Here is a 25,322-nt window from a genome sequence, read left to right on the forward strand (position 1 = left end):
TTATGGTGTCTTACGTAAAAAGAATGGATTAATCTCGCCGGCGATTGAGGAGAGGGAGACGAGATGCCTGAGCAACTCTTGGCGGGCCCGCGGAACAGCAAGTTGATGCGGCTCTATCTCTTGCTGGTCGTCGCCTTGATCATACCCATCGCACTGAGCTACGGGGTCCAGCCTCAGTCCGTGCTGCCCAAGGCTCTCGACATCACCGTGACCGGAACCGACCAGATCCACATCTTTCGCGCCATGATGTGCCTCTATCTCGGCTCGGCCCTGTTCTGGGCGATCGCCGCCTTCACGCCCGCTTGGCAGCGCACGGCGGTGATTTGGGCAATCTTCTTCGCGCTGTCGCTGGCGGCCGGCCGGTTGATCAGCCTCATCGTGGACGGTCGCCCCAGCCTACTGCTCGACATCTACCTGGCGGTGGAAGTCCTGGGCGGGCTGCTCGGGCTGGCGATCCTGATCACCGAGGACCGCAAGCTCAAGCGATGATGTCGGGGAGCAGCTGATCCTCGACGCGGGAAATCTCGTCCCGGAGGGAGAGCTTCTTCTTCTTCAGGCGCTTGAGCTGTAGTGCGTCGGCTCGGCCGGAATCCTCCAGCGCGTTGATGGCGCTGTCGAGGTCTCGGTGCTCTTGCTTGAGCCTCGCCAACATCGCCCGAAGCTCGCGAATTTCCTCGCTCTCCATCGGGCGTGCCCGCTCCTTTGCCTCTCCGCTTTGAGTCGAAGTATCGGGGCGAACGGGAGTGGGCGCAAGAGCCAGCCCCGTGAAACCCGCCCACCGAGCGACGAGGCGCTTGCGCGGGACGTGTGCCGTGACGCCGCGTCGAGCGCGGGGCGTTAGACAAGTCCTCGCCGGTTTGGCAGTATGGATGCCGTAGACAATCGACATTGGAGGTCCGATATGGCGCTAGACGCAAACCTCGTGAAGTTGTCTGAAAAACACCGCGCATTGGATCGCAAGATCGTGGAAGAGCAGGGGCGGCCCACCGCCGACCCGCTCAAGATCGCGGAGTGGAAGCGTCAAAAACTGCGTCTGAAAGATGAGCTGGAGCGGCTGAATCCGGAGCCGCACCACTAGGCTTTTCCACAGCCTGGTCGACACCGACGGACTAGGATTGGCGCGCCCGCTTGCTGCGCAGGGGGCGCGAACGGAGCTTGTTTTATTGGCCGCGAGGTTCGCGAAACCTCCTCGCGGCCATTGTCTTTTTGGCTCGGTTTGCCTTTTTGGCTCGGTTGTCTTCGAGGCTCGGCTTTTGAGCCCAAAGTTCCTTCAGGTCGCCATGCGCGCGGGCCGAGATTGACTTAGGTCAGACTGTGGGTTGGAGAGACGCTTATGATCCCATCACCTATCGATTCGTCAGGAGTGGAGGCACGCGGCGCTATGCACGGCTGGTCATCGGGTAAGACAGCGATATTCGCATTGGCGATGGTGGCGCTGCTGGGAGCCACGCTCTCGTCTGCAGTCTCATCCGTGGCCCTGGCGGCGGAGAAGGATCTCACCGACAAAGGCGAGGTGCTCGTGCGGGAGAAGTGCTCACGCTGCCACGCGGTCGGCATCGAAGGCGCGAGCCCGAACCCGGACGCGCCGCCCTTCCGTACGCTCTCCAGCCGCTATCCGATTGAAGATCTGGCCGAGTCCCTGGCGGAAGGCATCGTCTCCGGCCATCCGGATATGCCGATCTTCGTGTTCGGCCCGCATGACGTTGACGCCATCATCGCCTATCTGGAGTCGATCCAGGAGGCGCCGGCCGAAACGGACGAGACTTCGCCAGCCGACGAGTAAGCGCCCGCTTCAGACGTCGGCGGCCCCTTCCGGCCACATCAGCCAATCGCGGGCCGCGTCGATCTCGTCGGGTGCGAAATGCTCCACCTCGCAGTCCATGAAGGGCGATACCAGGCTCGACCAGAGATTATGCGTGCCGGGGCTCGCCACTACGGCGATGCGGTTGAAGTCCTTGAGGTGCTGCAGGCTGAATTTCACGTCATGCCACAAGGCGGCGGCGTCCATGCCCTCGAAATCGGTGATCACCTCGAGCACGCGCACTTGACCGTGGCGCTTGATGAAGGCTTCGAGCTTGCGCGCCACTCGGTCGAACTCATCGGTCGAGACGCGGCCGCTCAAGGCGATCTCGACGGCCTGGGCGTTATCGTGTTCCGTGTAAGAGAGCATGGGGTCCGTCCGGCAAGCGCGATTCGGAAAAGCGTTTTCAGCGCCGGCATCCTAGCCGAGGAGGCAAGCGCGCGCCTAGACGTCCCCGCGGCAGCAATGCGTCGGCGTGTCGCCGCTCCGCGCTAGGCTTTTGGTGCGCTTTGGCTTTTCCCCGCCACGTTGACGCACCTTGCGCGGTTCACCGGAAATTAAGCTTAACGAGACCATAATCCCGGCGTAAGGACACGCTGTTGCCGCCTTTTCTCCACCTAATGGGGTGAGAAAAACGGGAGAATCGCGATCAAAAAGCTGATCTTTTCCCTAGTGGTCATCTGCGCCATCGCCGTTGGCGCGGTTTGGATGGTCCTTAGCTCTTCACCGATTGCCAAGCCGACGACCGAGGAGCGGGCGGCGCGTCCGCTCGCTTACCAGCAGGCGATCGCCGAGCGGAATGCCGCCGAGGCCGAGGCCGAGCCCAAAGCCAAAGCCGATGAGACTAAGAACGCGGACATCCCGCCGTTCGAGACGGTCACCAGCGAGCCGGAGCCCGCAGCCGGCGTGGACGCCGCAGAGACTCCCGAACAAGACATGACATCGCTGCCGGATGAGAGCGCGGACGCGCAGGACGGCTTGGACGACTGGCCGGGCGAGGGCACCGACTCGTCGCAGGACCTAGCCGCGCTGCCGCCCGGCCAGGCTGCACCTTATGACGCCGAGCCGCCCATGCCGGGTGCCGCCGACCAGGGCTATACGGACGACGCCGAGCAATGGGCGACGAGCGGCGCCCGCCATGGGCCTACGGTCAGCCGCCGGGACAAGGTGATCCCTATGCGGCCCACCGCCAGCCCGGCGATCCTTACGCGCCTCCTGCGCAAGGTGGCCCTTCCGCCCAAGGCGATCCTTACGGACCACCGCAAGACCCTCAATGGGACGGCCGGGAATCCACGGAGTGGGCGGATCAGAACACCGAGGAATGGGTTGAGGTTGTGATCTCCGGCGCGGCGATGCGCGCCACGGCGTCAGAAGATGCGCCGATGCTGTTCGCCTTCCCCTATGGCCGCAATCTCAAAGTCGTGTCCCGCTATGAAGGCTGGGTCGAGGTGACCGATCCGCAGAGCGCGGCGACCGGGTGGATGCAGGCGCATGTGGTGGCTCCGTCCGGCGTCAATCGTCGCAATCTCGGACAGAGCGAAGCCTATTACGACGACGAGCCGCAGCGGGGCCGCAGAGCCGGTTGGTTCAAGCGCAATGGCGGCGGTCTCGGCGACATGATCAACCGGGCGCTCGGCGGCAACTAACCGGGTCTTCGACGCTCAGCCTTTCCGGCCAACCCCAAGCGATATTGTGAGCAGACCGCACGGCTCGGCATGCGGATTGTGCCAGGCATGGCGCGGGCCGTGCTGCACGATGACGTCGCCTGCCGCGAGGGCGATCTCGGTCCCACCGTCGAGTGCGAGCACGCAGGCGCCACATGTCACATAGATGAGGTCGATGCTGTCGGTCTGGTGCATGCCGGGATGGGCGGGATCCATCTTGCCGATCAGCCCAGGCAGCACCTTCTCGGTTTCGGCCAGCGCCTGTTTCATGTCGAGGCCGGGTTGAGGCAGCTTGCCGTCGGGTGGCAGCACGATCAACTCGAAGCGGAAGCCGCCATCGGGCGGAAACCAGGTGTGGAAGTCCGGCTCGGCACCGTCATTGGGCAGGCTCACCGGCGCGTCCGCGCCCCACAGGCTATAGAACTCGGCGCCCGGCATGAGCGCGGTCTCGACCGGGGAGACGGCCGTGTCGCTCGCCAGCACCGATGCGCCGTCCGTCGCCTGTCCCGTCACCACGCGGCGAATCCGTGGTCTCTCGTTCATGCTCATTCGGTGTCTCTCCAGTGTTCTCAGGGGGCGACATCACGGTGTTCTTGGCGTGCACAGGATAAGGCGGGTATGGCGCTTGGGGAACGAGTGGCCGGGCATCGGCGTTTTGTCTCTCGAAAGGGGGAAGAGACGGAGGATGATCATGGCGAACACTCTCAGGATTGCGACCCTTGCGTGTGCCGGTCTCACTGCCGGAGCGCTGGCCGCCGGCGGCTTGGTGATGTCCGACAGCGATTCCACGCGGACCGCCTCCGTGACCGTCGCCGTAGCGCTCCCGCATGCGGTGCCGAGCACGAATCCGGCCGTCGACCTCGCGCCGTCCCTGCCAAACACACCGCCGCTGCCGCAGCGGTCACCGAGTGTCGCGCCGATGAACATCGCCAACGCCAAGACAGACTCCCAGCCGAAGACGCTGGCCGAGGCCGCGGCAATCCAGGTTGCCGCCAAGCCGGCCGCCGTGCGGGCCGGTCCGTCCGCGGACGCTCCCCTGCTGTATGGCTTCCCCGCCGGACGCGAGTTGCGTGAGATCGGCCGCGACGGCGACTTCGTTCGGGTCGCCGACGTCGAGAGCGGCGCCCAAGGTTGGGTTGCGCGGAGCGCGCTCTCCTCGAGCATGTTGACCGCGTCGATCGCGCAGGAGAGCAAGCCGGTGAAGCGGGTGAAGCAGGCTTCGGTCGAGATCGATACGCCCAAGCCCGTGACCGGCATTCCCAGCAAGCAGTATCGTCCGATGATGCTCGGCGGCGGGTCCGACGAGCAGGCCCGCAGCAGCGGCAGCAAGACCAACTTCGCGGCTTTCCTGAATCGCGCGTTCCGCTAAGCCCGGCGCGTCGCCGCGCGCTTGCGTGACGGCTTGATCTTGGCGGCTTTGGTCTTGCCGAGGCGGGCGATGCGGTGTGCCTCGGCCGCCCATTGGGCCAACTCGCCGGGCTCCTCCAAAAGTCGCGGGGGCACTTCCCAGTAGGACATGGCGACCGGCGCCCTGCCGTCCGGCTCATAGGTGAAGGGGCCCATGCCCTCGGCGGCGAAGGCGCGGGACGATGTCTCGTCGGCCTTGAGGTAGAGGACGTCGTCGGCGAGTAGCCCGAACATCACACCATCGGCATAGATGCCGGCCCCGCCAAACATGTTGCGGATGGTGACTGGCCCGAAGCCGGCCAGTTGGTCCGTGATGAAGTCCTTGAAGCCTTCGCTCGGCGCCATGGCTTGGGGGGAACGGCGTTACGCCGGCGGCGATGCAGGTTCCGAGACGCGCTTGTCCTTGTCCGGACGGTCGGCCGCGCCGTGTTCGCCGGCGACATGACCGTTGCCGTTCGACTTGACCGCCAAGACAGGCTGGCCCGCGCCGTTGGCTTTCGGCTTCACGCCGGCGACGCGATGCTCGCGCTCCACCGCCACGCGGGCCGCTTCGTTCTGGTTGTAGAGACCCATATGCTCGGAGTCCTCGTCGGCCACGGCCGTGAGCGCCTGATCCATATGGTCCTTGGCTTTCGGGTCGGCTTCGATCTTCTTCACGATGCTCTTGAGATCGCGCCAGCTCTTGGCGAGCAGCGTGGCCTTGCGCGCGATCTCGGCGGCGTATTTGGCGTAGAAGCTGATCGGGTTTTCGATCGGCAGCCCCGAGCGCCGGTCGGTGCGGTGCTTGATGCGGAAGATGCCCCATTGCAGGGGATGCAGGCCTTCCACCGGCACGGCGTTGGAGAACCAGAACAGCACGGGCATCAGCGAGCGGATGTTGATGCCGCAAGCGTAAGCGCGGCGCAGCACCGTCTCCATATGCTCCTTGGTGTAGAAGATGCCCCAAGCGGTGCGATACGCCTCCTGCCATTCTTCCTTCGACATCTTCGGGTGGCCGGTGACGACGTGCTCCAGCTCGTATTTGTTCATGTCGGGATCCATCCAGATCCCCTTTTTCGAGAGCACCTGGTGATCCTCGGAGCCGGGCAGCGGCGTCAGGATGAAGAACTCGAGCATATCGAGCGGCAGCTCTTGCTTGATGATCTCGAGGTCCTGCTTGATCGACTCCGGCGTATCGGCGGGGAAGCCGAGGATGTAGCCGGCAAAGGTCATGATGCCGACGCGCTTCCACTCGAGGAGCATCTTTCGATACTCGGTGATCTTGTTCTGGCGCTTCTTGGCGGCGATCAGGTTCGCCGGGTTGATGTTCTCAAGCCCGATGAACACGCGGGTGACGCCGGCACGCTTCGATTTCTCGATGAAGTTCGGGATTTTGTGGCACAGCGTATCGACCTGGATCATGAAGCGGATGTCGAGGCCGTCTTCCTCGCGCAGCTTGATGATGCGGTCGTAGATCGCCTCCCAATCCTTGTTGCGGGCGAAATTGTCGTCGGTGATGAAGAAGCGGTTCACGCCCTGCTCGTAGTTCATGCGCAGGATGTGCTCGACGCTGTCGGGCGTGCGGTAGCGCGACTTGCGGCCTTGCACGTTGATGATGGTGCAGAACGAGCATTGGAACGGGCAGCCGCGGCCGGCGTCGAAGCTCGTCACGTTGCCGACGGTGCGGTCCACGAAATCGTGCGGCAGGAAGGGCGGCGAGGGCACGGCGGCGAGGCACGGCAGGTGCTTCATATGGTTGTAGAGTGGCTGGAGCTCGCCGCGGGCGGCGTCGCGCAGCACGTCGTCCATATGCTCTTCCGCCTCGCCGGCGAAGATCGAGATGCCGAGGCTTTGCGCTTCCTTGATGTCGTCGGGGACCTCCGGAAGCATCGACAGGCAGCCGGAGACATGGAACCCGCCGATCATCACTTGCACGCCGGCTTTGCGGAACTCCCGCGAGATGTCGAGCGCGCGGGGAAATTCGTTGGACTGAACCCCGACGATGCCGACCAGGCCCAAGCCGCCATTGTCCTCGATGAGGCGGATGATGTCCTTCGTCTTGACCCGCTTGTTGGTCTCGTCGATGGCCGTCACGTCGATGGGCAGGTCGGGGCCGAGGATGTCGCGGTCGGCGGCGCCCTGCGCCAGGCCGAACACGGAGGCCAGCGAGTTCGACGGCATGGTCGAACGCATCCACTGCACCACATACCCGTCCTTGTCGTAGTGCGACGGCTTGATGAGGATGAATTGGAATCGCGGCTTTGCCGTCGGTGTTCTCTTGAGCATCCCTCAATCCCGTGAAGAGGCGCTTCCCGCGCAGTGAAGCGGGTCTCGCGCTAGCGTGTCGCCTCTGAGTTGGACGCTCCGGCCCGTCGCGCCCAAATATCCCCTGTAGGTGCCAATCGGCGCCGACGCGGACAGTTTTTGCGCTGCACCAAAAGACCTTGGCTGACTCTACACAGAATCCGGCAGCGGTCCAACGGATTAGGGCCGGACCGGCCCTAGGAGGAGACCGGCTTGGCGGGGGGGCCTGGGACCGCGTCCTGGGCCTCGAAGGCGGCGATATCCTTGGCCAGGAAGTAGTTGAGCATGGTCCGGATGGTGGCGATCACCGCCAGCTTCCAGATATCCTCCCAGGTGGGGGCCACGGCGGTGCGCAGGATATCGGCGGCGAGGGCGAATTCCAGGGCCAGCAGGATCCAGGTGGCGAATTTCAGCCATATCTGGCGTCCGCGGAGCTCGGTGGCCTGACCGGTGAAAACGGCGCCGAGCACGCCCCACAGCGCCTGGGTTCCGCCGATGATCACGACAATGACGGCACCGATCTCGATGACGAGCGCCACATAGCTGGCCAGGACGTTGAAGTGCTCTTCGAGTGGAATGGGCCCGTCTCCCCTGCAAGCCTCCGGGGATGGTAAGCCGATTCGGCCCTAGCCGGAATTGGGGGCCTAGAGTTCGCCGGTGAGGAACTGGCCGCGCCCGAGGCCGAAGGACCAGTCCTCGTCCGAATTCTCCACGATCGACACCACCACGTCGGAGGGGGCGATGCCGCAAGATGTCTCCAGCTCCTCGCATAAGATGCGATAGAAGGCCTCTTTCTGCTCGCGCTTCCGGGGCCGCGACGTCACTTGCAGGAACACCACCTTGTCGGTGCGCGGGATGCCGAGGCCTGTATCCTCGACGATCATGTGCCCCGGCTTGTGCTCATGCACGATCTGATAGCGGTCGCGTACCGGCACCTTGAAGGCTTCGAGCATGGCGCGGTGGGCCGCGTCGAGCAGCGTCTGCATCTCGTCGTCGGTGCGGCCTTCGATCAGGTCAAAGCGGAGGAGGGGCATGTTGAGCCTCTAGCATGCTGAAGCGCCTCGGGCCGGTCACACGTCCCGGGCGATGTCGCGGAGCTTGAATTTCTGGATCTTGCCGGTCGAGGTCTTGGGCAGGTCGACGAAGACCACGTGGCGCGGGCATTTGAAGCGGGCGAGCTTCTCGCGGCACCAGGCGATGATCTCTCTTCCGTCACTTCCGCCTCGGCCGGAGCTCGACGAGGCGCACGGGGTCTCGCCCCATTTCGGATCGGGCTTGGCCACCACCGCGACGCCGGTCACGTCCGGGTGGCGATAGATGACATCCTCGACCTCAATGGAGGAGATGTTCTCGCCGCCCGAGATGATGATGTCCTTGGAGCGGTCCTTGAGCTGGATATAGCCGTCCGGATGCATGACGCCGAGATCGCCGGAATGGAACCAGCCGCCGGCGAAGGCCTCGCCGGTCGCCGTAGCGTTCTTGAGATAGCCCTTCATCACGATATTGCCGCGGAACATGACCTCGCCGATGGTCTCGCCGTCGCGCGGCGTCTTCTCCATGGTGGCGGGGTCCATGACCGTCAAATCTTCGAGCGCGTGATAGCGCACGCCCTGGCGGATGCGCTTTTGCAGCCGCTCCTCGAAGGGCAGCTCGTCCCAGGCCGCGTGCCACTCGTTCAAGGTGGCGGGTCCGTATGTCTCGGTCAGCCCGTAGAGATGGGTCAGCTCGAGCCCGCCTCGTCCATCTTGGCGAGCACGGCGGCGGGCGGCGGCGCGGCCGCATGGTTGAAGGCCACGCGGTGGTCGAAGTCGCGCTTCTCCTCTGGCGTGGCGCCGAGCAGCGCCGCCATGACGAACGGCGCGCCTGATAGATGGGTCACCTTGTGGTCGGCGATGGCGTCGAACATCGGCTTGGCGCGCACCGCGCGCAGGCACACATGCGTGCCGGCGACGAGACTGATCGACCAGGGGAAGCACCAGCCGTTGCAGTGGAACATCGGCAGCGTCCACAGATAGACCGGGTGCTGGCCCATGCCGGTGGCGATGGTGTTGGCGTAGCACATGAGCGCCGCGCCGCGGTGATGATAGACGACGCCCTTGGGATTGCCGGTGGTGCCGCTCGTATAGTTGAGCGAAAGCGCGTTCCATTCGTCGTCCGGCATCTGCCAGGCGAATTCGGGATCGCCGTCGGCGATGAATTCCTCGTAGTCGAGATTGCTCAAGCGTTCGCCCTCTACGCCGCATTCTAGATCGCGATAGTCGATCACGAGCGGTTTCACCTCGGCGAGGTCGAGCGCCTCTTTCAACACGGAACCGTACTCGGTGTCGCCGATCACCACCTTGGTCTCGGCGTGGTCGAGCATGAAGGCGATGGCGCCCGCGTCGAGGCGCGTATTGATGGAGTGGAGCACGGCCCCCAACATGGGCACGCCGTAATGGGCTTCGAGCATGGCGGGCGTGTTGGCGAGCATCACCGAGACGGTGTCGCCCGCGCCGATGCCGCGTCCTTGCAGCGCCGAAGCGAGTTGCCGGCTGCGCCGATAGAAGGTGGCGTAGTCGATGGTCGCGCCGCCATGGACGATTGCCGCATGGTCCGGATGCACGGCGGCGGCGCGCTCGAGAAATACGAGCGGCGTCAGCGGCTGGTAGTTCGCCGGATTTTTGTCGAGGCCAGTGTCGTAAGGGTTGGCCATGACCCTCCGCCATGGATGTGGGGTGCGCTTCCTCGCGGCACCCTAGCCAAGGCGGCTGCCTCTAATCAAACCTTCTTCCGCGTCTCCTGCCGATTTATCGGGCGGGAGGCGGAGATCAGCTATGCGAATAGTACGCAAGAGCAGCGGCGAAGCCGGCGAAGGCGACCAGCACCAATGCGAGATAAAGAATGTCGACTTGGCTCATGACAGCTCCCCCTTGTTGAGCGGTTTAGGGGGGAAGGCTTGCACGCAGCCGCGACCTGCGGCCTTGATCGAGGTCAAAATCCCGGATGTGCTCCAGGCGCACCGCACGCGGCCCGCGCATCGGCGCGCGTCCGCGATACGCCTTAAGCCGTTGCGGTCGTTCGGTGATTTTTAGGCATAAGGGCCGCGAGCTGCCCCGGAGCGGACTACTCCGAAGAGGATTCCTCGTGGGAGGCCTCGTCATCGGACGGCTCGTCGCGCTTCAGGTCCTTCAGCTTGGCGAAGACCGACTCGCGTCCGCGCATCCTCGACCACGTCGGGGGCGGCCATGGCATCGCGCGCTTCTTGCGCCAGGGCAGACGCCATCGGGGCCTCGGCCGCAGGCTGGGCGGCCGCAATGGTCTCCTCGGTCGGCAGCAGGGACTCAGGCACCGGCGCCTCGTCGGGGATGCCGGCCTTCTTGCGTTCGCGCTCGAGCCGCGCCGCGGCCTTCTTCACGTCGGCGTCGAGGTCGATCTGCGAGCACAGTCCCAGCGTCACCGGGTCCTGGGCCACGAGATTGGGCGAGTTCCAATGGGACCGGTCGCGAATGGCGATGATGGTCGGCTTGGTGGTGCCGACCAGGCGCATGATCTGGCTGTCCTTGAGCTCGGGGTGATTGCGCAGCAGCCAGAGGATGGCGTTGGGCCGGTCCTGGCGGCGCGACACCGGCGTATAGCGCGGCCCGCGCTTGGTCTTCACCTCGGGCACCTCGACCTTGGGCTCGAGCAGATGCAGGCGGTGCTTGGGATCTTCCTCGGCGATATGGATCTCGTCGCGCGAAAGCTGGCCGGAGGAGATCGGGTCCATGCCCTTGATGCCGTGGGCCACGTCGCCGTCGGCAATACCCTTCACCTCGAGCACGTGCAGGCCGCAAAACTCGGCGATCTGCTCGAAGGTCAGCGAGGTGTTGTCGACCAGCCAAACGGCGGTCGCCTTGGGCATCAATGGGGTGCGGGTCATAAGCGTTTCAAGCCTCAAAGGGGTGGCGGCGCCTCTCTCGCCCCCTCCAGGCGAAAGAGCCAATCCGACAAAATGAAGGGAATAGCCTCCTATATAGGGGCTGATGGGCAGCTAAGCAATTGGTTCTCTGTGGGCGTTTTTACGCCGTCTTGAGCATGATCTTGCCGACATGGTCGGGCGCGTCGATGCGTCTGTGCGCGTCGGCCGCCTCGAGAAGCGGAAACGTGGAATCGATCACCGGCTTGAACTTGCCGGCGGTGACCAGCGGCCAGACACGCTCCTCGATGGCTTGCGCCATGCGCGCCTTGGCCTCGGGCGTTTGGGCGCGCAAGGTCGAGCCGGTGAGGGTGAGCCGCCGCATCATCAGCCGCATCAGGTCGATCTCGACCTTGGATGTCTTGAGGAAGGCGATCTGCACGATGGTGCCTTCCAGCGCCGCGGCCTTGAGATTGCGCTCGATATAGTCGCCGCCGACCATGTCGAGGATGACGTCGCAGCCGTGCTTGCCGGTCACCTCGCGCACGACCTCGACGAAATCTTCTTGCGTGTAGTTGATGGCGCGGACGGCGCCCAGCGCCTCGCACGCTTTCGCCTTGTCGGCGCTGCCCACTGTGACGATCACCTTGGCGCCAAGTGCGGTGGCGAGCTGGATGGCGGTGGTGCCGATGCCGCTCGCGCCGCCATGCACCAGGAGCCAGTCTCCCGCCTGCAATCCGCCGCGCTCGAACACATTGTGCCAGACGGTGAAGATCGTCTCCGGGAGTGCCGCGGCCTGCACCGCGTCGAGCCCATCGGGGGCGAGCAGGGTGGTGGCTTCCGGCGCCACGGCGAACTCGGCATAGCCACCGCCATTGACCAGGGCGCAGACGAAGTCGCCTTCCTTGAAGCGGGTGACGTCCTCGCCCACGGCCACGACGGCGCCGGCCACTTCGAGCCCGAGCAGGTCTGAGGCACCCTTGGGCGCCGGATAGAGTCCCTGGCGCTGGAGCACGTCGGGCCGGTTGATGCCGGCCGCCTCGACCACGATCAGCACCTCGTCGGCGGCGGGTAACGGTACGGGGCGCTCGCCGGGCACCAGCACCTCCGGTCCACCGCTCTCGCGTGCTTCGATGACAGTCATGGTCTGTGGCAGCATGCGTCCCTCGGTCTTGAAAGCCGTCGTTCTGAGGCGCGCGGGCCGAAGGCGCGGCCACCTCAGGATGAGATGGGCTCCCTTTCGAGCACAATATGGCGTGCGGTGCTATGATCAAGCTGAGGAACTGAGCCCATGGACCTTAACGATCTCGAACCGAAGAAGGTTAAGAGCCACGAGCTCGGCCAGGATCTCAGCAAGCACTCGGTCGCCGAGCTTTCGGAGCTGATCGAAACGCTGAAGGCCGAGATCGACAGGGTGGAGCAGGTGCTCGCCACCAAGCAATCGTCGAAGAGCGCCGCGGAAGCCGCATTCAAGCGCTGAGAATCTTGCCGCGCGATTCATTTAGGTAAATCCCGGCTTAGTCTTAACTGCTTGTTAGGAGTTGAGCGGTAAGTTTGCGTTATCCAGTCCTCTGGATCTGAGTGGCCTGTTCCACTCTGTTTGACGCCTCCCTGTTAACTTCCTGAGCCGCCTTTGGCGGCTCTTTTTTTTTTGGCCGAATTCGCGCGTTAACCTTTGTTACTCGTACGCGACGACAGAGCTTCCGCATGGCATACTATGCCGCCGGCTCAGGGTGACGGAGTGGGGGCGATGGCGGGAACATCAAAAAGCGATAACTATGACGGCGTGACGGTCTCGTTCGGCGCGAAGTTCGCGCGTTCGGATCAGTTCAAAACCGTATTCCGTGAAGGCATGGCGCTGGTCGAGGCGGCAGCGGCTTATCTCGACGGCGATGGCCGCAAGGAGGCCCGGAAACTCCGGCCGCCGCATTCGCTGGCCTACGCCACGGAGAGCATGCGCCTCACCACACGGTTAATGCAGCTGGCGTCATGGCTGCTGATCCGCCGCGCGGTCAGCGAAGGTGAGTTACGCCGGAGCAGGCCGTCGAGGAGCAGCGCAAGATCAAGCTGCCGGCGACGGGGGCCGATCAGCCGACCCGGGACCTCAACGCCCTGCCCGAGCGCCTGCGCGATCTCATCGACCAGAGCGTCAAGCTCCAGGAGCGGGTCGTCCGTCTCGATCAAATGCTCGATTTGAATCAGCCGCGCCGGCGGGCGACGTCAGCCACCCGCTCAGCTCGCAGCTGTCCCGCTTGCGGGAAGCCTTCGGCCCGGAGGCCGAATAGCACCGGCTATTTGAGGAAGCCTTCGTATTTCTTATTGAAGCGGCTGACGCGACCGCCGCGGTCGATCAGGTGCTGCCCGCCGCCGGTCCAGGCCGGGTGGGTCTTGGGATCGATATCGAGCTTCAGCGTGTCACCTTCGGCCCCATAGGTCGAATAGGTGATGAACTCGGTGCCGTCGGTCATCACCACCTTGATCTGGTGGTAATCCGGATGAATGTCGTTCTTCATGGCGTTAGCCTTGCAAATCCGCAGGTTTTCAATTGAGCCGAGCCTATACTGGAACTTGGCGGCCGATACAAGACTGCGCCGGAAAGGCGCGGCTCTGGCCCTTCCCGCCAGGGCCTTCCGCCCCTAAAGTCGGCCAACCGAAAGAATGACTGGGCATTTCTTGTGCAACTCGTAACACCGAATACCGGCGGAGAGTCAAAAGCTGGCGGTCCGCTTCCGTCCGCTAGCGCCGATGGGCCGGAAACGCTTCCCGGCGAGCCGTTGGAGAAGGGCAGGCGCGTCTCGCTGCGTCCTTTGCTCGGGCTCAAGCCCTATCTTTTCCGTCACAAGACGATGCTCGCCGCGGCCTTCCTGGCGCTGGTCGTCTCGGCCGCCGCCACGCTGGCGGTGCCGCTGGCCATCCGGCGGATGATCGATCTCGGCTTCTCCGGCATCGAGCCTGACCTGATCGACACCTATTTCGGCACGCTGCTCGGCGTCGGTATCGTCCTCGCGGTGGCCAGCGCCGCCAGGTTCTATTGCGTGAATTGGCTCGGCGAGCGCGTGGTGGCCGATATTCGCAGCGATGTGTTCCGGCATCTGACGGGCTTGAGTCCTGCTTTCTACGAGGTGTCGCATTCCGGCGAGATGATGTCGCGGCTCACCGCCGACACCACCCAGGTCAAGGCCGCCGCCAGCACCGCCATCTCGCAGGCGATCCGCAATGCGCTGATGCTCGTGGGCGCCGCCATTATGATGGTGGTGACCAGCCCGAAATTGTCGCTGGCCGTGCTCCTTGCCATCCCCTTCATCGTGCTGCCGCTCGTGGCTTACGGACGCTCGGTGCGGGCGCTGTCGCGCCAGGCGCAAGATACGCTGGCGCATGCGTCGGCTTTCGCGAGCGAGAGCTTGGCGCAGGTGCGGGTGCTCCAGCTCTTCACCCATGAGGATGCGACGGCGGCGCGATTTGGCGCGGCGGTGGACCGGTCCTTCGAGGCCGCCAAGGCACGGGCGAAGGCGCGCGCCGGTCTGACGGCCATTGCCATCTTCCTCGTCTTCGCCTCCGTCGTCGGCGTGTTGTGGTATGGCGCCCAGGACGTGCTGTCCGGCGCCATGACCGGCGGCACGCTCGGCCAGTTCGTTCTCTATGCGGTGTTGGCGGCCGCCGGCGTCGCAGCCTCAGCGAGGTGTGGGGCGAGGTGGCGCAGGCCACGGGCGCGGCCGAGCGGCTGGGCGAACTGCTTTCGGTTTCCTCGGCGATCCAATCTCCGGCAAACCCGAAGGCGCTGCCCGAGCCGCCGCGCGGCGAGATCGCCTTCCGCGACGTGTCCTTCACCTATCCCTTGCGTCCCGAAACGAGCGCGCTCGACCATGTCGACTTCACGGTGAAGCCCGGCGAGCGCGTGGCGCTGGTGGGTCCGTCCGGCGCCGGCAAGACCACGGTCTTCGCCATGCTGCTGCGCTTCTACGACGCGGACTCCGGCAAGCTGGAGATCGACGGCGTGCCGGTGAACGAGGCCGATCTTCATGCGCTCCGGTCCCGCTTCGCCGTGGTGCCGCAAGAGACCGCGCTCTTCGCCGATACCGTCGCCGCCAATATCGCCTATGGCGCGGAAGAGGCGAGCCGGGCGGAGATCGAGGAGGCGGCCAAGGCAGCCTTCGCCCACGACTTCATCGTGGCGCTACCGCAAGGCTACGACACGGTGCTCGGCGAGGGCGGCGTCACGCTGTCCGGCGGGTCAGCGCCAGCGCATCGCCATCGCGCGGCGGTATTGCGCAACGCGCCGATCCTGCTGCTCGACGAGGCGACGAGCGCGCTCGACGCCAGCAGCGAGACGCTGGTGCAGAAAGCGCTCGACAAGGTGATGGAGGGGCGCACGACGCTCGTCATCGCTCACCGGCTGTCCACCGTCGTCGGCGCCGACCGCATCCTGGTGTTCGATCACGGACATCTGGCGGAGGAGGGGACGCATCAGACGTTGCTGCGCAAAGGCGGCATCTATGCGCGTCTCGCCGAACTTCAGTTCGCCCCCGACGCGGCAGAGTAGCGCTAGCGTTCCGTCAGCTTCAGTTCGATGCGGCGGTTCCTGGCCATCGCGGCGTCGGTGGTCGCCGCATCGATGGGCTGGAACTCGCCGAAGCCCGCGGCCACGAGATGCTCGGGCGCAATGCCCTGGCTCATCAGATAACGCACCACCGAGATGGCCCGCGCGCTCGACAGCTCCCAGTTCGACGGAAACTCCACCGTGGCGATCGGCGTGATGTCGGTGTGGCCGTCGACGCGCATCACCCAGGGGATATCGGCGGGGATGTTGCCTTCGATCTCGTGTAGCGCATTGGCGAGCTTGTCGAGCTGGAAGGTGGCCTCCGGCTTGAGATCGGCGGAGCCGCGATCGAACAGCACGTCGGAGGGAAACACGAAGCGGTCGCCGACGATCTTGAAGTCCTGCCGGCTGCCCAGTGCCGCGCGCAGTTTGCCGAAGAAATCGGAGCGGTACTGGGCGAGCTCCTTGACCTTCTTGGCCAGCGCCACGTTCAGCCTTTGGCCGAGATCGGCGATCTTCGCCTGACTCTCCTTGTCCTTGGCCTCGGTGGCCTCCAGCGCTTCATTGAGGGCGGCAAGCTGAAGCCGCAAGGCGGCAAGCTGCTGGTTGAGGAGCTCGACCTTGGCCAGAGCGTCATTGGTGATCTTGCGTTGGTTGTCCAGCTTGGTGCCGAGCGCCGCGGCGCGATCCTCGGCACTGTCGGTCTGGCCGGTGGCGGCGCCGAGCAGGCCGGTGAGGCGCTCCGTCTCCTTGGTCTTGTCGAGCAGGGTGGCTTGCAGCGCGGCGAGGTTGTCTTCCGCCGAGGACTTCTGCGAGCGCTCCAGCGCCAACAGCTCGGTCAGTTCCGAAAGCTGGCGGTTGAGCCGCGACAGCATGGTGTCCTTGCCGCTGGCGGCCTGGGTGATGATGTAGTTGGTGACCATGAACATGGCCATGAGGAAGATCACCACCAGAAGCAAGGTGGAGAGCATGTCGACGAAGCCCGGCCAGTAATTCGGCTCGTAACGCCGCCGCCGGGCGCGTGCCAAGGCCATGGCTAGCTCCGCTCTCCGCCGGCGGGCACTTTAGGCTTGCCGGTGATCTGGCGCAGCACCGCGGCGAGTTCCTGCTGCTGCTGGGACTGCTCGTCGGCCCATTCGCGCACGACCTTCTGCTCGGCGCGCATCTGCCGGATCAGCTTGTCGACGCCTTGGGCGAGATCCTTTACCGCGTCGCCGGTGTTGTCGTTGAGGATGCGCAGCTCGACCTTCTCGTTGAGGTCGGTGAGCGAGCGCTGCATGTCGAGCAGGGCGAAGCGCAGCTGCGGCGATACGTTGGCGGCGCCGGCTGTATCGGCCGATTGCAACTCGGTGATGTTGGAGAGCCAGTCCTCGAGCTCGTTATAGAAGCGGCTCTGGGCGTGGCCCGCTTGCAGATCGAGAAAGCCCAAGATCAGCGAGCCGGCCAAACCGAACAGGGAGCTTGAGAAGGCGATACCCATGCCGCTCAAGGGGCCGGCGAGGCCTTCCTTCAGCTGATCGAACAGCATCACGTTCTCGCCACCGGTGGTGTCCAGCGCCGCGATCGTGTTGCCGACGGAGCTCACGGTCTGGAGCAAGCCCCAGAAGGTGCCGAGCAGACCGAGGAAGACGAGAAGGCCGACGAGGTAGCGCGTCGTCTCGCGCTGCTCGTCGAGGCGCGAGGCCACCGAATCCAGTAGGGTCCGGGTAGAGCCTGTCGCCAGGGATAGATGGCCGGTGCGGTCGCGCAGCATGGTGGCCATGGGCGCCAGCAGAACCGGCTGCTTGTCGACGGTGAGGCCGGGGTCGGAGATGCGGAAATTATTGACCCAGTGAATTTCCGGATAGAGCCGCAGCACCTGGCGGAAGGCATAGACGACGCCGACCAGGAGCACGCCGATGATCAGCGCGTTCAGGCCCGGATTGGCCATGAAGCTGCGCCGGAGCTGTGCGGTCTGCCCGTCGAGGATGATGGCCAGCAACACCGCCAGCACCAGGAACAGCGTCATGCGCCAGAGAAAGACCTGCGGGCGCGTGAGCTTCGTCTTGTACTGCTTGGGTGCCATCTTGTGCCGCTGTTCGATCGAGGGTCTTCGCGCGAAAGATTAGCCGATTAGTTTGACGGGCAAAACGGCAACCTCAGGGCGGACAAGTTCTTATTTGCACGCTGGATTGTTTGTTTTGCGACGGTGCAGCCTACTGCGTCCGCGCGTCTATTTGGTCAGCGCCGGCTTGGCCGCGGCCGTGGGCGGGGCGTCGCTCGCCCCAGCAGCCTTCAACAGTTTCAACAGCTTGGCCTGAATCGTCTCGTTGCCGGCGATGATGCCACCCTGCGCCAGCATGTTCTCCTTGCCGTCGCCGTCGCACACATAAGCGCCCGCCTCCCGCAGGATGACGATGCCGGCGGCGATGTCCCAGGCGCGCAGACCGCGCTCCCAGAAGCCGTCGAAGCGGCCGGCCGCGGTCCAGGCGAGGTCGAGAGCGGCCGAGCCCGTGCGCCTGATGCCGGCCGAAGCCGCCATGACCGCGCGCAGTTCCTTGAGAAACAGATCGTGGCCCGGCCTGCCGGTATGGGGAATGCCGGTGCCGATCACGGACGTGGCGAGCTCGGAGCGCGCCGCCACGCGCAGACGGCGGGCGGTCGTTGAGATAGCGCCCTTGCCCTTCTCGGCGGTGAAGGTTTCGTCGGTGGCGGGGTTATAGACGAGGCCCGCCACCATCTCGCCGTCGCGCTCCAGGCCGATGGACACGGCGAAGAGGGGAATGCCATGCAGAAAGTTGGTGGTGCCGTCGAGCGGATCGACGATCCAGCGATGGGTCGCGTCGTCGCCTTTGATCTCGCCGCGCTCTTCCATGAGCAGCCCGTAGCCGGGACGGGCGCGGCTGAGCTCGGCGTAGAGGATCTCCTCGGCGCGGTGGTCGGCGGCGCTGACGAAATTGGCCGGCCCCTTGAGCGAGACCTGCAAGGCTTCCACCTCGCCGAAGTCGCGCGCGAGGCTGCGTCCCGCCTTGCGGGCGGCGGTGACCATGACGTTCATCAGCGCTGATGCGGGCATCGGCTACTCGGCGCGCTTGACGTAAGTGACCTCGTTGGTGTCGACCACGATCCGCTCGCCGGACTCGACAAAGGGCGGCACCATGACGCGAACGCCGTTCTCGAGCATGGCGGGCTTGTAGGACGAGGCCGCGGTCTGCCCCTTCACCACGGGATCGGCTTCGACCACTTTGAGCGTGACCTGGTCGGGCAATGCCACGCCGAGCGGGACGCCTTCGTAGCTCTCCACCGTCACCATCATGCCGTCCTGGAGGAAAGCCGAGCGGTCTTCCAGCAGATCGCGCGCGATCTGGATCTGGTCGTAGGTCTCGGTGTCCATGAAGGTGAGCATGTCGCCCTCGGCAAAGAGGAACTGATAGTCGTTCTGCTCGAGCCGCACGCGCTCAACGGTCTCCGAGGACCGGAAGCGCTCATTGAGCTTGGTGCCGTCGATGACGTTTTTCAGCTCCACCTGGGCGTAAGCGGGCCCTTTGCCTGGCTTCACGGCTTGCGTCTTCACCGCGAGCCAAAGGCTGCCCTTATGCTCGACCACGTTGCCGGGCCTGATCTCGTTGCCGTTGATCTTCATGGAATTCCTTGGGGTGAAATGGGTCGCAGCCTTTAAGACGTGGCCCCAAGCCCCTGTCAAGGCGAACCGCAAGAGAAGCGGGATGCGGAACCCGCTATTCGGTGAGCCGTCCGGCGGACCACGCGTCCACGGCCCGCTCGGCCTCGATGCGCTGCTCCTTGGTGAGCTTGGCCAGCATGATGTCCAGCGAGAAGTCGCTGACGCCGGCGTCACGGGCGAGAAGATGCCATTTGGCGGCCTGGACGAGGTCGGTATCGAAGACCACGCCGTTGGCATAAAGGCGCGCCAGCCGGTTCTGCGCCACGGGGTTGCCTTGCTCGGCGGCCAGCCGGAAGAGCTGGGCGGCGCGCTTCGGGTCCGGCTCCACGCCGGTGCCCTTGAACAGCATCACGCCGTATTCGACCTGGGCCGCGGACAAGCCGGCATCCGCCGCCTTGCCGGTCCATTCGGCCGCTTTCGCCTTGTCGATGGGGACGCCGCGGCCGAACTGATAAAAGGCGCCGAGATCGTATTGCGCCTGCGCGTTGCCTTGGGCCGCCGCCTTCTGCATCCACTCGGCCGCCTTGGCCTCGTCCATGGGCCGGCCCCGGCCATTGACGTAGAGCAGGGCGAGATTGTATTGCGCCGCGGCATTGCCGGCCTCCGCGGCATGGGTGAACAGATCGCCGGCGATGCGAAGGTCTTTCCTCACGCCGCGGCCTTCGGCGACCAAAAGTCCAAGCGAGAACTGTGCGTTGGTGTCGCCGAGATCGGCCGCCTTGGCATAGGCGTCTGCCGCCTTGGCGTAATCCTGCGGCACGCCGAGACCTTCCAAATAGATCTCGCCCATGAGGGTGTAGGCTTCTTTCGAGCCGTCCTGCGCCTCTTTCTCGGCGAGCTTCAGCGCGGTCAGATATTTGCCCTCGGCATAGGCCGCGTAGACTCGTTTTCCTTGGCAAGCGCATCGGTGCCGGCGGCAAACAGCCCGGCCCCGGCTAGCAACGCCAGCACTACGGCCAGACCCTTCACGCGGCGCTCCTGACGCGGCCGATGGCGCTGTCGATGTCGGCGAGCTGAGCGGCGCGGTCGTCCTGCCAAATGGCCTTGGACGGCGCCACGAAATCCGCGCCGAGGGCGGCAAACCGGGCGGCCAGCTCGGGATCGTCCACATTCCAGGCGATGCAGGGCACCACGAAAATCTCCGACCACCAGGACATAAGCTCCGCACACTGATCGACGGCGTCGGCCTCCGTGCTCTCCGCTGCGAAGGCGACATAGTCGGCGCCGAGCTCGGCAAGGCGCATGGCCTCGTCCCGGTTCGGGCCGCAAGCCACTCCAATATTTGCGCTTTCGCCGAGGCGGGCGCGGGCGGCGGCATAGACGTCGGTGTCGGCGGCGAGATGAACGCCGTCGGCGCCAAGGCGCTCGGCCATGGCGATATCGCCGTCGATGAGGCAGGCGATGCCCGCCGCCTGCACGAGATCGATGACGCGGTCGGCCTCAAGATCGTCCGACGGCTGATCGTCGTGGCAAAGCAAGACGCAGGCCGTCGAGGTGTTCGCCATGGCTTGCGCGAGCTGGGTTTCGAGCTTCGCGGTCAAGGGCGCTGGAACTTGTAGGTACAGGCGGCAGTTAGGCTTGGCGTCAGCCATGATCGGGGGGTTCCCACGGCGACTTCGTATTGACGGGACGTTAACAAGGTCCCGTCTCAAATCACACGCCTCGCGCCGCTGTCAATCATCGGGGACATGCCCCGAGAAGAGGGTTGTCGAGAGGTCGTTGAAGGTCGAACATGGGGTCACCACATTGTCGCCAGGCTGCTGATTCCAACGGCGAGTGAGTGCCTGTGAAAATGAAATGGCGGCGCTAGGCGGGGAGGGGCGAGCGCAATGACTCAACCGAAGGCTCTGCAACAGGCAACCGAGCGGCTCGATGCGGCGGTTGAGGCGCTTGATAGCCGTTTGCAGCATGTGTTTGCGGAAAGCGATGGCGACGTTTCCGTCGCGGCCCTTAAAGAGGAAATCCGATTTCTGACCGATGAGCGTGACCAGCTCCTCATCGATCTCGAGGCCGAGCGCAGTCGCGTGAGGCGCTTGAAGGCTGCTAATGATGAGGTCTCCGGCCGGCTCGACACCGTGCTCGGAACGCTCAAGGACATGATGCCGGCGATGCCGGGCTAAATCCGCCACGCGGGGAATTGTTGTCATGGGACAGGTTAGTGTCGCTCTAAATGGACGCAACTATCGGCTGGAATGCAGCGAGGGCGAAGAAGCCCACCTGATCGAGCTCGCCGAATATCTCGGTTCTCATGTCGACACGATGAGGCGGAAATTCGGCCAAGTGGGCGATGATCGGCTGATCTTGATGGCGTCGCTGGTAATGGGCGATGAGTTATGGGAGTTGCGTGGCCAGATCGAAGAGCTGAAGACGTCGCTCGCCGAGGCGCGCCGGGACAGGTCGGCGGCCGAGGAAGCCACCAGGATGCTCCAGGACGAATTGGCCGAGCGGGTCAGTGCCACCGCCGACCGGATTGAACGGCTCAATGCCCAGATCATGCGGGGCGCGCGCCGGAGGATGCGGCCAACCGCCGCTAGTCGTTCTATAAATTACTTTCGTTATAGTCCGCCGTTGGTGGGCTGCGAGGTGCGTTAGGAGCATTTATCCCAGGGCCCTATAAGATCCTATGGGAGCTGACCCTGGCGGGGACTGTGGTCTCCGTCACTTGGCGCCCACCTACATTACGTAGGGAGACCGGGATCTAAGCTCCGACGGCCATCGCGGCCCTACCACGCCCCCAAAAATCGCGTCCGCTGGCGACCCCGCGCCTTTATTGCTGTATTGAGCCCAGAATGATGAACCATCGTCAGCGGATCTGCGGCACGCCATGCGCATTCTGTTTCTAGGCGACGTGGTCGGCCGGTCGGGCCGCGCGGCCGTGCTCGAAACCTTGCCGAAACTGCGGACGCGCTACGCGGCCGATTTCGTCGTGGTGAACGGCGAGAACGCGGCCGGCGGCTTCGGCATCTCCGAGCAGATCCTCACCGAGCTGCTCGATGCCGGCGCCGACGTGGTCACCACGGGCAATCACGTCTGGGATCAGCGTGAGACGCTGGTCTATATCGAGCGCCACGACCGGCTGTTGCGGCCCCTCAACTTCCCGCCCGGCACGCCCGGCAAGGGCGCGGGCCTGTTCAAGGCGGCGAACGGCGCCGAGGTGCTGGTGGTCAACGCCATGGGCCGGGTGTTCATGGGCGATCTCGACGACCCGTTTCCGGCGATCGAGCGCGAGTTGGACGCTTGCGGGCTGAAGTCCGGTGCCGATGCGATCCTGATCGACTTTCACGCCGAGGCCACGTCGGAGAAGCAGGCGCTGGCGCATTTCGTCGACGGGCGCGCCACCGCCGTGATCGGCACGCATACCCATGTGCCGACGGCGGACGAGCAGATCCTGAACGGCGGCACCGCCTATATCAGCGATGCGGGCATGTGCGGCGATTTCGATTCGGTGCTTGGCATGGACAAGGAGGAGCCAATCAACCGCTTCCTCACCAAGATCACACGCGGCGCTTTGCGCCGTCCAAGGGCGAGGCGACGGTTTGCGGCGTTGTTATCGAGGTCGACGATTCGACCGGGCTGGCGCGCGCCATAGCGCCGGTCAGGCTCGGCGGACGACTGTCGCAGACCGAGCCGGCCTCTTGGCTCGCTTGAGACTTAAAGTCCAAAAAGCCTAGGCTGTGCGCAGCCCGGAATGGGATCCGTTGCCATCCAAGGTTCGGCCATGGGCCAAGAGGCGCTTCAGGCAAGCGATGGCGTCGTCGAGATGCAGCAGGGCCTGATCGGCATCCAGCGTTTCGTCGTAAAGCACAACGCGGGCACGGGCCACGTGGTCGGCGGCATCGGAGCAGAGCTGCGGGAGGCTCAGGATCGGCGCTTGCGTTTGGTCGTCGGCTGATTTCCGTTTCGGCGTCATCGTCCCCGTTCCCCCTCGTTACGCGGCCCCAAGTCTTTGGTTATCGCGGGATTAGGGTTAAAGCTTCGCTAAATCGCGGAAAGGTTGGGCGCGGGACACTTCCAGCCCCGGTCTTGACCGCAAAGGCCGCAAACGACTAGGGATCAGGCCATGGCTGGCCATTCGAAATTCAAGAACATCCAATTCCGCAAGGGCGCGCAGGACAAGAGGCGCGCCAAGCTGTTCTCCAAGCTCGGCCGCGAGATCACCGCGGCGGCGAAAATGGGGCTGCCCGATCCGACCCATGACGCGCGCCTCAGGACGGCGGTCGCCGCCGCGCGCGTCCAGAACATGCCCAAGGACAATATCGAGCGGGCCATCAAGAAGAGCCAGGAAGCCGGCGGCGCCAATTACGAAGAGGTGCGCTACGAGGGCTTTGCCTTGGGCGGCGTCGGCGTCATCGTCGAGGCACTGACCGACAACCGCAACCGCACCGCCAGCGAGGTGCGTTCGATCTTCTCCAAGTTCGGCGGCAATCTGGGTGAGACCGGCGCGGTATCGTTCAATTTCGACCGGCTTGGCGCGATCGAGTTCGAGGCTGACAAGGCCACCGCCGACGAGATGCTGGAAGCGGCCATCGAGGCCGGCGGCGACGACGTCGAATCGGGGGAGGAGGGCCATACGGTCTACTGCAACCCCGAGGAGCTGCACGAGGTGGCCAAGGCGCTGGAGGAGCGCTTCGGCGAGCCGCGGGCCATTCAGATTTTGTGGCGGTCGAAGGTCGACGTGCCGATCGACGAGGAAGCGGGCGAGAAACTCCTGCGCATGATCGATGCGCTGGAGGAGTCCGACGACGTGCAGCAGGTCTACGCCAATTTCGACATGGACGAGGATGTGTTCCAGAAGCTGTCCGCCGCGTGAGCCGGAAACGACCCATGGATACAAGACCCTCGCAGGACACCGAGTACAAGCATTTGCGGGCGCAGCCGGCGCTGCCGGGTAAAGGCGGGCTGGCGCGCATCGGTGCGGCGTTCTGGAACACGGTCGGGGGCTTCCGCGAGGGGCTGAAGACCGAGGCGGCCATCAAGCAAGAGGTGGCGATCGCCGTCATCGCCTTGCCGATGTCGTTCCTCATCGCCACCAATGTGTGGATCTGGGTGGCGATGATGGGCAGCTTGATCCTGCTACTCGCGGTCGAGTTCCTCAACACCGCCATCGAGCGCCTGTGCAATCATCTGCACCCCGGCAAGCACGACGCCATCAAGGTCACCAAGGATCTCGCCTCGGCCGGCGTGTTCTGCGTCATCGCCATCGCCGGCCTGATCTGGCTCGCGGCGATCGTCTCGCGGTTCTGGGTGTGACCAGCGCTGCAAACTGGCAGCTCCGCGACTCCGAGGAGATCATCACCGGCAACGACGCGTTGCTCGGACAGACGCATTGTCTCGTCGCTATGACGCGCATGCGCAATGAGGCGCTGATCCTGCCCGACACGCTCGATCATCTGAGCAGCCAAGTGGATGCTATCGTCGCTTACGACGATGCGAGCACCGACGATACGGTGGCAATCCTGCGCGCGCACCCGAAGGTCGCACTGATCGTCGCCAATCGGTCGTGGGAGGAAGATGTGGTGGCGCGCAAAGCCGCCGAAGCGCGTCATCGCGGTCTGCTGCTCGACATGGCGCGGCGCCAACTGCCGCATGACTGGATGCTATGCTTCGACCCCGACGAGCGGGTGACGTGCCACTTGCGTGATTATGTGGCGGGCTTGAGCGATGCGGATTGCGACGCGGTGCGGGTGCAACTCTTCGACGCCTATCTGACGCCCGAGGATCACGCGCCTTACACGCCGGATCGCGAACTGCTTCACTTCCGCCGCTTCTACGGTCCGGAGCAGCGGGACATTCTCATGCTGTGGCGCAACCGCCAGGAGATCGGTTTTGCCGAAGGGCATGGCCGCACGCCTCAAGGCACGACGGTCGTCAAGACCGACCTCTATTGCCAGCACTACGGCAAATCGCTGTCCGTCGCCCATTGGGAAGAGACCTGCGACTATTACATCCGCCATTTTCCCTATGAAACCTACGGAAAGAAATGGGAGGCGCGGAAGGGCCAGGGCATCCACACCGAGTCCGATTTCGAGCGTCCACTTTACGAATGGGGCGAAGCCCTGTTCGCCAACGCGGTGCCGATGGCGGGCGCCAAATAG

General features: G+C 64.5%; 30 protein-coding genes, 1 other RNA gene and 4 pseudogenes. 18 read left to right on the forward strand and 17 right to left on the reverse strand.

Going from position 1 to position 25,322, the window contains the following annotated elements; genetic code table 11:
• The first annotated feature begins 63 nt into the window (after positions 1-63).
• A complete protein-coding gene (locus AUC69_RS11075; protein ID WP_083239349.1) occupies positions 64-489 on the forward strand; it encodes a DUF4345 domain-containing protein in 426 nt (141 codons plus the stop codon).
• On the opposite strand, the gene AUC69_RS11080 is transcribed toward AUC69_RS11075, so the two are convergent.
• A complete protein-coding gene (locus tag AUC69_RS11080; protein WP_069442207.1) occupies positions 479-685 on the reverse strand; it encodes a YdcH family protein in 207 nt (68 codons plus the stop codon). The two genes, AUC69_RS11075 and AUC69_RS11080, sit on opposite strands and share 11 nt — an antisense overlap.
• Positions 686-901: 216 nt before the next feature.
• Between AUC69_RS11080 and AUC69_RS16425 the strand changes: the two genes are divergently transcribed.
• Entirely contained in the window at positions 902-1,078 is a 177-nt protein-coding gene (locus AUC69_RS16425; protein WP_083239350.1) for a YdcH family protein, read from the forward strand.
• A gap of 255 nt (positions 1,079-1,333) precedes the next feature.
• Positions 1,334-1,783 (forward strand): c-type cytochrome, encoded by a 450-nt coding sequence (locus AUC69_RS11085; protein WP_342018574.1) that lies wholly within the window; start codon positions 1,334-1,336, stop codon positions 1,781-1,783.
• Positions 1,784-1,792: 9 nt separating this feature from the next.
• Here the strand turns inward: AUC69_RS11085 and AUC69_RS11090 are convergent, their stop codons facing one another.
• Positions 1,793-2,170, reverse strand: a complete 378-nt coding sequence (locus AUC69_RS11090; RefSeq protein WP_069442209.1) for a SpoIIAA family protein — start codon at positions 2,168-2,170, stop codon at positions 1,793-1,795.
• Between the two features lie 339 nt (positions 2,171-2,509).
• Between AUC69_RS11090 and AUC69_RS11095 the strand changes: the two genes are divergently transcribed.
• Positions 2,510-3,139, forward strand: a complete 630-nt coding sequence (locus tag AUC69_RS11095; RefSeq protein WP_141700749.1) for a hypothetical protein — start codon at positions 2,510-2,512, stop codon at positions 3,137-3,139.
• The gene (locus AUC69_RS11100; RefSeq protein ID WP_069442211.1) at positions 3,136-3,447 is read left to right on the forward strand and encodes an SH3 domain-containing protein; all 312 of its coding nucleotides are present in this window, start codon (positions 3,136-3,138) and stop codon (positions 3,445-3,447) included. The genes AUC69_RS11095 and AUC69_RS11100 overlap by 4 nt, the downstream gene beginning before the upstream one ends.
• Before the next feature lie 15 nt (positions 3,448-3,462).
• Here AUC69_RS11100 and AUC69_RS11105 read toward each other — a convergent pair whose 3' ends face one another.
• Positions 3,463-4,008 (reverse strand): cupin domain-containing protein, encoded by a 546-nt coding sequence (locus AUC69_RS11105; RefSeq protein ID WP_069442283.1) that lies wholly within the window; start codon positions 4,006-4,008, stop codon positions 3,463-3,465.
• A 148-nt stretch (positions 4,009-4,156) separates the two neighbouring features.
• On the opposite strand from AUC69_RS11105, the gene AUC69_RS11110 reads away from it, so the two are divergent.
• Complete coding sequence (locus AUC69_RS11110; protein ID WP_158008094.1) at positions 4,157-4,834, forward strand: SH3 domain-containing protein; 678 nt, start codon at positions 4,157-4,159, stop codon at positions 4,832-4,834.
• Here AUC69_RS11110 and AUC69_RS11115 read toward each other — a convergent pair.
• From AUC69_RS11115 to AUC69_RS11145, 7 genes and pseudogenes are all read right to left on the reverse strand, one after another.
• Complete coding sequence (locus AUC69_RS11115; protein ID WP_069442213.1) at positions 4,831-5,217, reverse strand: TfoX/Sxy family protein; 387 nt, start codon at positions 5,215-5,217, stop codon at positions 4,831-4,833. The two genes, AUC69_RS11110 and AUC69_RS11115, sit on opposite strands and share 4 nt — an antisense overlap.
• 18 nt (positions 5,218-5,235) lie before the next feature.
• Positions 5,236-7,137, reverse strand: coding sequence for a B12-binding domain-containing radical SAM protein (locus AUC69_RS11120; protein WP_069442214.1), 1,902 nt, complete (start codon positions 7,135-7,137; stop codon positions 5,236-5,238).
• Positions 7,138-7,352: 215 nt separating this feature from the next.
• Positions 7,353-7,694, reverse strand: coding sequence for a DUF1622 domain-containing protein (locus AUC69_RS11125; protein ID WP_244500216.1), 342 nt, complete (start codon positions 7,692-7,694; stop codon positions 7,353-7,355).
• Between the two features lie 105 nt (positions 7,695-7,799).
• Positions 7,800-8,189, reverse strand: a complete 390-nt coding sequence (locus AUC69_RS11130; protein ID WP_069442216.1) for a tautomerase family protein — start codon at positions 8,187-8,189, stop codon at positions 7,800-7,802.
• A 36-nt stretch (positions 8,190-8,225) separates the two neighbouring features.
• Positions 8,226-9,847 (reverse strand): annotated as a pseudogene (locus AUC69_RS11135) (acyl-CoA synthetase).
• 444 nt (positions 9,848-10,291) lie between these two features.
• Positions 10,292-11,053, reverse strand: coding sequence for a DUF1013 domain-containing protein (locus AUC69_RS11140; RefSeq protein ID WP_083239354.1), 762 nt, complete (start codon positions 11,051-11,053; stop codon positions 10,292-10,294).
• 139 nt (positions 11,054-11,192) lie between these two features.
• The gene (locus AUC69_RS11145) at positions 11,193-12,188 is read right to left on the reverse strand and encodes an NAD(P)H-quinone oxidoreductase (RefSeq protein ID WP_244500217.1); all 996 of its coding nucleotides are present in this window, start codon (positions 12,186-12,188) and stop codon (positions 11,193-11,195) included.
• A gap of 132 nt (positions 12,189-12,320) precedes the next feature.
• On the opposite strand from AUC69_RS11145, the gene AUC69_RS11150 reads away from it, so the two are divergent.
• Both AUC69_RS11150 and AUC69_RS16430 read left to right on the forward strand, forming a co-directional pair.
• Positions 12,321-12,509, forward strand: coding sequence for a DUF1192 domain-containing protein (locus AUC69_RS11150; protein ID WP_069442217.1), 189 nt, complete (start codon positions 12,321-12,323; stop codon positions 12,507-12,509).
• A 372-nt stretch (positions 12,510-12,881) separates the two neighbouring features.
• A pseudogene (locus tag AUC69_RS16430) lies at positions 12,882-13,198 on the forward strand (DUF1465 family protein); the annotation flags it as partial.
• A 122-nt stretch (positions 13,199-13,320) separates the two neighbouring features.
• Here the strand turns inward: AUC69_RS16430 and rpmE are convergent.
• Positions 13,321-13,542: a 50S ribosomal protein L31 gene (gene rpmE, locus AUC69_RS11160; RefSeq protein ID WP_069442219.1), complete on the reverse strand. Its 222-nt coding sequence runs from the start codon at positions 13,540-13,542 to the stop codon at positions 13,321-13,323.
• A gap of 162 nt (positions 13,543-13,704) precedes the next feature.
• On the opposite strand from rpmE, the gene AUC69_RS19390 reads away from it, so the two are divergent.
• On the forward strand, positions 13,705-14,910 hold the full coding sequence (locus tag AUC69_RS19390) for an ABC transporter transmembrane domain-containing protein (protein ID WP_342018575.1): 1,206 nt from the start codon (positions 13,705-13,707) through the stop codon (positions 14,908-14,910).
• Positions 14,847-15,569, forward strand: a complete 723-nt coding sequence (locus tag AUC69_RS19395; protein ID WP_342018576.1) for an ABC transporter ATP-binding protein — start codon at positions 14,847-14,849, stop codon at positions 15,567-15,569. Before AUC69_RS19390 ends, AUC69_RS19395 begins: the two co-directional genes overlap by 64 nt.
• A 2-nt stretch (positions 15,570-15,571) precedes the next feature.
• On the opposite strand, the gene AUC69_RS11170 is transcribed toward AUC69_RS19395, so the two are convergent.
• From AUC69_RS11170 to AUC69_RS11195, 6 genes are all read right to left on the reverse strand, one after another.
• Positions 15,572-16,600 carry a peptidoglycan -binding protein gene (locus AUC69_RS11170; RefSeq protein WP_069442220.1) on the reverse strand — a complete coding sequence of 343 codons (1,029 nt, stop codon included), beginning with the start codon at positions 16,598-16,600 and terminating at the stop codon, positions 15,572-15,574.
• A 2-nt stretch (positions 16,601-16,602) separates the two neighbouring features.
• Entirely contained in the window at positions 16,603-17,631 is a 1,029-nt protein-coding gene (locus AUC69_RS11175; protein WP_069442221.1) for a flagellar motor protein MotA, read from the reverse strand.
• Between the two features lie 147 nt (positions 17,632-17,778).
• The gene (locus AUC69_RS11180; RefSeq protein ID WP_069442222.1) at positions 17,779-18,621 is read right to left on the reverse strand and encodes an inositol monophosphatase family protein; all 843 of its coding nucleotides are present in this window, start codon (positions 18,619-18,621) and stop codon (positions 17,779-17,781) included.
• A gap of 3 nt (positions 18,622-18,624) precedes the next feature.
• Positions 18,625-19,188 (reverse strand): elongation factor P, encoded by a 564-nt coding sequence (gene efp / locus AUC69_RS11185; protein WP_069442223.1) that lies wholly within the window; start codon positions 19,186-19,188, stop codon positions 18,625-18,627.
• A gap of 94 nt (positions 19,189-19,282) precedes the next feature.
• The gene (locus AUC69_RS11190; protein ID WP_280136643.1) at positions 19,283-20,080 is read right to left on the reverse strand and encodes a tetratricopeptide repeat protein; all 798 of its coding nucleotides are present in this window, start codon (positions 20,078-20,080) and stop codon (positions 19,283-19,285) included.
• Between the two features lie 112 nt (positions 20,081-20,192).
• Positions 20,193-20,768, reverse strand: coding sequence for a thiamine phosphate synthase (locus AUC69_RS11195; RefSeq protein ID WP_069442225.1), 576 nt, complete (start codon positions 20,766-20,768; stop codon positions 20,193-20,195).
• A 288-nt stretch (positions 20,769-21,056) separates the two neighbouring features.
• On the opposite strand from AUC69_RS11195, the gene AUC69_RS11200 reads away from it, so the two are divergent.
• The 8 genes and pseudogenes from AUC69_RS11200 (at position 21,057) to AUC69_RS11235 (ending at position 25,322) form a co-directional block, all read left to right on the forward strand.
• Complete coding sequence (locus tag AUC69_RS11200; RefSeq protein WP_069442226.1) at positions 21,057-21,347, forward strand: DUF4164 family protein; 291 nt, start codon at positions 21,057-21,059, stop codon at positions 21,345-21,347.
• A gap of 25 nt (positions 21,348-21,372) precedes the next feature.
• A pseudogene (locus AUC69_RS19765) lies at positions 21,373-21,657 on the forward strand (cell division protein ZapA); the annotation flags it as partial.
• A 140-nt stretch (positions 21,658-21,797) separates the two neighbouring features.
• Positions 21,798-21,955: non-coding RNA, 6S RNA (ssrS, locus tag AUC69_RS11210), on the forward strand.
• 96 nt (positions 21,956-22,051) lie between these two features.
• Positions 22,052-22,875, forward strand: a pseudogene (locus AUC69_RS11215) (TIGR00282 family metallophosphoesterase).
• Between the two features lie 40 nt (positions 22,876-22,915).
• Entirely contained in the window at positions 22,916-23,119 is a 204-nt protein-coding gene (locus tag AUC69_RS11220; protein ID WP_069442228.1) for a hypothetical protein, read from the forward strand.
• Between the two features lie 168 nt (positions 23,120-23,287).
• On the forward strand, positions 23,288-24,037 hold the full coding sequence (locus AUC69_RS11225) for a YebC/PmpR family DNA-binding transcriptional regulator (protein WP_069442229.1): 750 nt from the start codon (positions 23,288-23,290) through the stop codon (positions 24,035-24,037).
• Positions 24,038-24,051: 14 nt separating this feature from the next.
• Positions 24,052-24,477, forward strand: coding sequence for a diacylglycerol kinase (locus tag AUC69_RS11230; RefSeq protein ID WP_083239357.1), 426 nt, complete (start codon positions 24,052-24,054; stop codon positions 24,475-24,477).
• Positions 24,474-25,322, forward strand: a complete 849-nt coding sequence (locus AUC69_RS11235) for a glycosyltransferase family 2 protein (protein ID WP_069442230.1) — start codon at positions 24,474-24,476, stop codon at positions 25,320-25,322. Before AUC69_RS11230 ends, AUC69_RS11235 begins: the two co-directional genes overlap by 4 nt.

The organism is Methyloceanibacter superfactus, from assembly GCF_001723305.1.
Lineage (GTDB): Bacteria > Pseudomonadota > Alphaproteobacteria > Rhizobiales > Methyloligellaceae > Methyloceanibacter > Methyloceanibacter superfactus.